Source organism: Gammaproteobacteria bacterium (assembly GCA_016765075.1).
Taxonomy (GTDB): domain Bacteria; phylum Pseudomonadota; class Gammaproteobacteria.
Genome location: JAESQP010000029.1, coordinates 1 through 6,178, shown reverse-complemented (window position 1 = coordinate 6,178; position 6,178 = coordinate 1). Strand labels below are relative to the sequence as shown.

Genomic DNA, 6,178 nt, shown 5'->3' with positions numbered 1-6,178 from the left:
CCATCGGGGTTTTGAATGAAAAAATTAACGCTGCCGGTAAACAGGTTGCCAATAGCTGCGGACATGAAAAACAGCGCCATAACCAATGACTTCATGTTGCGTGGTGCCTGGGTATACGAAAATTCAAGGCAAGTGATGGAGACCATCACTTCACCTGCGGTAATAATAATATAGGCGAGTAGCTGCCAACTAATATGGGGTGTGTGGCCGTTATCGATTTGGTTTTGTAGCCAGGTGATAATCATGAATGAAATGGCGGTTAATAATAAACCGAGGCCAATTTTTCGCATGGCGTTAAGTGGTAAAATTTTCTCAATCGCTGGGTAGATAAAGAAGGCGAAGAGAGGAATTAAAATCATGATTAATAAAGGATTGGCGGCCTGTATTTGTGAGGGTAATAGTTCGTAGCCAAAGACGAAGCGATCCATTTGTTGTGCTTGCAGTACCCATGAGGAACCAGTTTGATCAAACAATGCCCAGAACACAGCAACAAAGGCATAGACCACGGCCAATTTAGCAAGAGTAGTTAGCCCCGTTTTACTAAAGATATCTTTAATAAAGCCCATGCCTTGGGGTGGAATATGCGCAAATTGATGTCGGCCTGCCCAAAAAACCAGCGTGGCGATTAACATCAAGACGCCAGGCACGGCAAAGGCAACACTTGCGCCATAATGTTTTAGCAGCCAGGGTGTGAATAGAAACGAGATAAAGGCGCCGAGGTTGATGGCAAAATAGAACCAGCTATAGGTGGTGCTGAGTAGGTGTTGATTGCTTTGACCGAATTGATCACCGACGTGAGAAGTGACACAGGGTTTAATGCCGCCAGCACCGATGGCGATTAAGCCAAGTCCAATGGCTGGTGCAGTGTCTCATACTAAACACAGATATAGACACAATGAGAAAGGACAGATGCAAGGCGCGTTTTCGCCGGGATAGTGGTGCTATCTCAAGAGAACGCAACGCCGCCAGATGCCTTTCTCATTGAGCCCGAAGGGAAGTCAGTAAACAGACAATTACAGTGTTTCAGCTCTTGCAAAGGGAGCCACCCTTCGCGGCAAGCTGCGCCTAGTACTTGTCTGTTTACTAGCTTTCTATCTCTGTGTTTAATATGAAACACTGCACTTACCCCAGCGCGTTTCATCTAAGGCTAAAACGAAATTCCCAATAACATAAATAATCGATAGCAGGATGATGGTGCGAAATTTGCCTAAGACGCCATCGGCGAGCAGGGCGCCGAGTATCGGTGTGAAATAAACGGCAGATAAAAAATAGTGTACCAGCCTTTGGCGTCATCTTCGCTCATAACAGTGAGATGACCATTGTCATCAAGCAGGTGCTGCGTCATAAAGATAACTAAGATGGCGCGCATACCATAAAAGCTGAAACGCTCGGCAGCTTCGTTACCAATAATATAAGAGATGCCGCTGGGGAAGGTGTTGCTGGCTAGTGGTGCTTGACGATACGTGGACATTATATGTTGCCGTGGTTAGATAATTAACCTGAGCAGTATATAAGATTGAGCGCGGCAGAATGATACGACTGCGCTGTCAGCGCACACTGGTGTGTGCTGGTTTTGCATTGCTAATGCTTTGGCTCTATTAGAGTGCGCCGGAGCCTACCGAAAACACCAACAACAAAATAGTAATGGCTAATAAAAGGGCGACAGCAAGTTTATAGTTGTTGTAGGTGTACCAGTCGTGAAGTTCTCTGGCTGATGGCATGTGCTGTCCCCTTTATTTAGGAGCCTCTAATCTATTCGTGAACTCGACTCTTGTTCCTGAAATACCCAGCTTCTGCGTTGCGAATCTTCGCAATAGCTGGCTATTACGTGCGATTCGCGCCTTGAATCTGAATATTTCAGGCACAATCTATTTCGTCCAGAATAAATCAGAGGCTCCTTTATTTTTAGCTTAATTTAGTGTCATCTCAACTGGCAGGTTTGCCGCCATCAAGTTGGTCTTTGAATTGGTCTAATGCGTCCCAATTGCCCTCGGCAGCGAGGCTAGCTTGTTGTGGCCAAGTGTCGGGGGTGAGCAGGCGAAAACGAGGGCCAGCATCGTCGAGAATATGTTGTAGCGTACCAACATTTGCATGTGCCAAGTCATCGTAGGAGTTGATTCCTCCGTCATGTAATAGGTTGTTGGCTTTTGGCCCAATGCCTTCAATGATGGTGAGGTCATCCGCTTTAACGTGGCTGATAATTCCGTTACCACTGAGCGACGAGGTGGCCGCGTTTGAGCTTGTGTTGGCGCTGATAGTTTGAGAGCGAGCTAAAAGTGTGAGTTCATCAATGCGTTGTTCGTAGTCCGCCTTTAATGCGATTACTTCATTATGGTGCTGGGCGTTATTTTGCTCGAGTGCATAATCGAAATCACGTTTTAGCCGTGTGTCGTGTTCGCCGATTTGTTGTTGTGTGGAGCTGACGCTGTTTTGCTCGACTTGAGAAAGCTGATCCTCGTATTCTGAGCGGATACGAATTTCTAAATTACTTGATTCTTCGCTGTGAGTACCACGTAGGGCCATGAGCTGTTGCTCATGTTCAAGTTTGAGCTGGGAGACTTCTTCACTATAGCCTTGTTCTAGTACATTCTTCGCTTCGGCATAGGACGTATCGCGAGAGCTAAGCTCATTTTGCAAGCGTGTTTGATTGGCCTCTAATTCTTGTCGATGTGCGGCGGTATGCTCACTGATTCGAGTGTTATATTCGACTTCGGCAATGTTTAGCTCGGTGCGTTGCCTTTCTCGGAGTTCGTTTAAGCGCTCTTCGTGCGTGAGGCGACCTTCTTCCATTGCAGCCTCGTAACGGTTAGTGACATCCATGATTGCCTGGCTATGTTCATTTTGCAGGCGTTCGACCATTCGGTTATAACGGTATGTGTCGATGATCCATTCTATAATCCAACCTAGTAATATGCCGGTGACTAACATTACCCATATCATGCTACGCCCTCCCGTTGTCGTGCTAGAGAGCCTGTCGGACTTAGGATGAATCTACTGCGGAAAATCCATTTTGGCCAGATTTTACGATTGATTTCGTCGCCTAAGAGCGCCTACTGTTGGTAAATAGACTCACTATTTGCCCAACGGAAATGCCCTTGGGGTACGCCTCAATCAATCGAAAAATCTGACTCAAAATGGCTTTCCCTCGCTACGATCACCTAAGTACGGCAGGCTCCAAGGCGCCTATTGTGCTCCTAACTGTGGTTGTGGCAAAAGAGTTATTGTTAATATGAATAGTAAATATTCTACCTATAGTTATGGCTAATGGGGTAGTGCATGAGTTTTTCGCAGGATAAAAAGTTATAACTAATTGTTTGTAATATGAAAATATGAATTATTTGAGGTAATTTACAGTGTCATTAAATCCCTGGGTGGTCATTAAGACCGAGTTTTTGGCTATTGAACGTGACGCCACACAGCAGCGTGAATCGGCTAAAAGTGCTGATTGGCGGCCACTTATTGCTTTATTGGTGACAGCATTGGTGTTGTTGGCCATTCACTACCTCAAATTCGCTACGGTTTTTGAGGCGTCTATGCAGGCCTTGTTAGGTAATGAGGGCTATTTTCAGCTGCGCCAACATACGTATTTCAACTTGTTGGGCGAACTATGGTGGGGGGCTTGCCATTTATTGGGCTATGTCATTGTACCCATCCTGGTGATTAAATTTGTCTTTAAAGAACGTCTCCGTGATTATGGTCTAGGCTGGAACCAAACGAGTCGTTATTTGCCCTGGTGTATTTTTATTATGCTACTAGTCATCAGCTTTGCTTATTTTGCCAGCTACCGCAGTGATTTTCTTAGCCACTACCCTTTTTATCGTTTGGCGCAACGGAGCATTTTAGATTTACTGCTCTGGCAGTGCATTTACCTTACGCAGTTTATATTTCTCGAGTTCTTTTTTCGTGGTTTTTTATTGCATGCTTGCCATCGTCGTTTTGGTGCCACTGCATTGTTTGTCATGATTGTGCCTTATGTCATGATTCATTTGAGTAAACCTTGGCTTGAAGCTAGCGGTGCATTAGTGTTCGGTTTGGTGTTAGGGATTATTGCACTACGTTCGCGTTCGATATGGGGTGGTGTTTTAGTGCATACCAGCGTTGCTTTATCGATGGACATTATGGCCTTGGCTCAAACTGGGCGACTGCCAGTGAATTGGCAACCATGACATACACCATCAGAGTAGCTTCGGGTTTATGGGTTATCACTGCCTTAGTAGGGTTTTTGCTGTCATTAATTATCGCCTGGCACGTGCTCTCGCCACTTAATTTCTTTTATTCACAGTGGTATAGCGTGATCGGCATTGATGAAAACATTGCCGAATACGGTCCGCTAAACCGTAACCGTAAAGACTTTGCAACGACGGGTCGCGTGGAGCATGAACGGTTGATGGCAGAGCTGGTTGCTGCCATCAATAATGGTGGTAAAGGCCTAACTACAATTGAGTATAAAGATAATAAAGGTAGCGCCATCGACACGCTGCTGACCGATGCTGAAATCACCCATATGCGTGATGTCGCACAGCTGATTCATTGGATGAATATTTGCGGCGCTGCGTTGGCAATAATATTGCTTGTACTGTTGGTTTGGATGCGCAGGGCAGCAATTAAAATGTCTGGTTTGTCGGGTCTATTTATAAAGATGGCAGTACTGCTTGTTGTGTTAGCAGTGCTGGTGTTGATTATTGGGCCAGTTAAACTGTTCTATCAGCTACATGTCTGGTTGTTTCCGGACAAGCATCAGTGGTTTTTCTATTACGAAGATTCGTTGATGACAACGATGTTAAAGGCGCCAGTCATATTTGGCCCAATTGCTATCGCTTGGCTGTTGATTGCCTTGCTCATATGGTGGCTGATATTCTCTGTGGTACTGCGGTTTATGCGCCCAATGAGCGATGATCAACGAGGTTATCGCTAATATTAGGCATTTTATGGAAGATACATGCGTTAAAACCTGCTTGGCTTGAGCACTATCACTGATTCTGCTATCGTACATAGTATAAGTTTACGTATAAGTAGCTCACTATGTGGAGATAAGCATGGCATCACGTGATGATTTAATAGTAATTATTTTCTTGGCTGTAGTAATTACAGGTTTGTATTTTCTTGCTGTCAACCTCAGTTAAGCGTTTGGCTTAAGCCGAAAACCAGATTACGACTGGGCACAGCAAACGTGTTTAGTCGCAAGACAAAAAAGCCAGATACGACCAGATACGGTCGCTATCTGGTTTTTTTTGCCTTGTAATATTGAACTCATCATAATTAGATAAGGCGTTTTAGTCAGCGTAATTTGTCCGGCGAGAGCGATTATGACTCAGCTAATAAGTACGTACACAGTTCGACAGCAGTTGATTCAACATTTGTCTAAGGGGCAGTTCTGCTCTGGCGAGCAACTCGCTGCTGAATTGGGTCTCAGCCGCACGGCGGTGTGGAAGCATATTACATCCTTGCGCAAAGCCGGGCTTGCTATCGATGCAGTACGTGGTAAAGGATACCGTCTAACAGCGGATATTGAATTACTTGATCGCGAACGCATCAGCGCCGCCATTGACGTCAAAAGTCGCGCCTTGCTAGGCGATGTGTTGTTATTTCCCGCGCTCGATTCAACCAACAATTATTTATTGCAACATGCTGAGTTGTCTGTGCGCCAAGTGGTGATTGCAGAGCAGCAAACTGCTGGTCGTGGTCGGCAGGGACGACCATGGCTGGCTCCGCTTGGTAATATTACACTGTCGCTAAGTTGGCGTTTTCAACGTTCGGCGGCGGCAATGTCGGGTTTAACGTTGGCGTTGGCGGTCGCGGTTATTCAGGCGATTGAATCTGGGCGCGAGCCAAACCTTGGGGCGCAGCCTACTCTTGGAGTAAAATGGCCTAACGATATCGTTGTTGGAGAAAAGAAGCTGGCAGGTATTTTGGTTGAAATGCGTGGCGAGAGCTATGGCCCTGTTGATATTGTGATGGGGGTCGGTGTCAATCTCGATTTGCCTGTGGCTTGGCATGAGCAGATTGACCAGCCAGCAACTGATGTAAACACTGCGTATGGGAAACCACGGTAGATCGGAAACCTGACATCGGTCACGTAGCGCCGGCCCTCGCCTACCGGCGCACATCGCTTCGACTTTACTGCTGCCACGACACGAAAACGGATAGCGTGAGATCGTCCAATCAACGATGCGCTAAT

Annotated in this window: 6 protein-coding genes; 3 read left to right on the top strand and 3 right to left on the bottom strand. The window is 46.0% G+C overall.

Annotated features, from left to right (window positions below; genetic code table 11):
* The 3 genes from JKY90_01620 to JKY90_01610 form a co-directional block, all read right to left on the bottom strand.
* Nucleotides 1-854, bottom strand: an 854-nt coding sequence (locus tag JKY90_01620) for an MFS transporter (protein MBL4850968.1), incomplete at its 3' end; no start/stop codon positions are given.
* Between the two features lie 353 nt (nt 855-1,207).
* Nucleotides 1,208-1,471, bottom strand: coding sequence for a hypothetical protein (locus JKY90_01615; protein ID MBL4850967.1), 264 nt, complete (start codon nt 1,469-1,471; stop codon nt 1,208-1,210).
* A 455-nt stretch (nt 1,472-1,926) separates the two neighbouring features.
* Entirely contained in the window at nt 1,927-2,940 is a 1,014-nt protein-coding gene (locus tag JKY90_01610; protein MBL4850966.1) for a hypothetical protein, read from the bottom strand.
* 593 nt (nt 2,941-3,533) lie between these two features.
* On the opposite strand from JKY90_01610, the gene JKY90_01605 reads away from it, so the two are divergent.
* From JKY90_01605 to JKY90_01595, 3 genes are all read left to right on the top strand, one after another.
* On the top strand, nt 3,534-4,166 hold the full coding sequence (locus tag JKY90_01605) for a CPBP family intramembrane metalloprotease (protein MBL4850965.1): 633 nt from the start codon (nt 3,534-3,536) through the stop codon (nt 4,164-4,166).
* Nucleotides 4,163-4,915, top strand: coding sequence for a DUF1461 domain-containing protein (locus JKY90_01600; GenBank protein MBL4850964.1), 753 nt, complete (start codon nt 4,163-4,165; stop codon nt 4,913-4,915). Before JKY90_01605 ends, JKY90_01600 begins: the two co-directional genes overlap by 4 nt.
* A 391-nt stretch (nt 4,916-5,306) precedes the next feature.
* Nucleotides 5,307-6,053: a biotin--[acetyl-CoA-carboxylase] ligase gene (locus JKY90_01595; GenBank protein MBL4850963.1), complete on the top strand. Its 747-nt coding sequence runs from the start codon at nt 5,307-5,309 to the stop codon at nt 6,051-6,053.
* Nucleotides 6,054-6,178: the final 125 nt, after the last annotated feature.

What these genes read in the sequence shown, in the direction of transcription:
- JKY90_01615 (MBL4850967.1), bottom strand. Translation starts at nt 1,471, where the DNA reads ATGTCCACGTATCGTCAAGCACCACTAGCCAGCAACACCTTCCCCAGC.
- JKY90_01610 (MBL4850966.1), bottom strand. Translation starts at nt 2,940, where the DNA reads ATGATATGGGTAATGTTAGTCACCGGCATATTACTAGGTTGGATTATA.
- JKY90_01605 (MBL4850965.1), top strand. Translation starts at nt 3,534, where the DNA reads ATGCAGGCCTTGTTAGGTAATGAGGGCTATTTTCAGCTGCGCCAACAT.
- JKY90_01600 (MBL4850964.1), top strand. Translation starts at nt 4,163, where the DNA reads ATGACATACACCATCAGAGTAGCTTCGGGTTTATGGGTTATCACTGCC.
- JKY90_01595 (MBL4850963.1), top strand. Translation starts at nt 5,307, where the DNA reads ATGACTCAGCTAATAAGTACGTACACAGTTCGACAGCAGTTGATTCAA.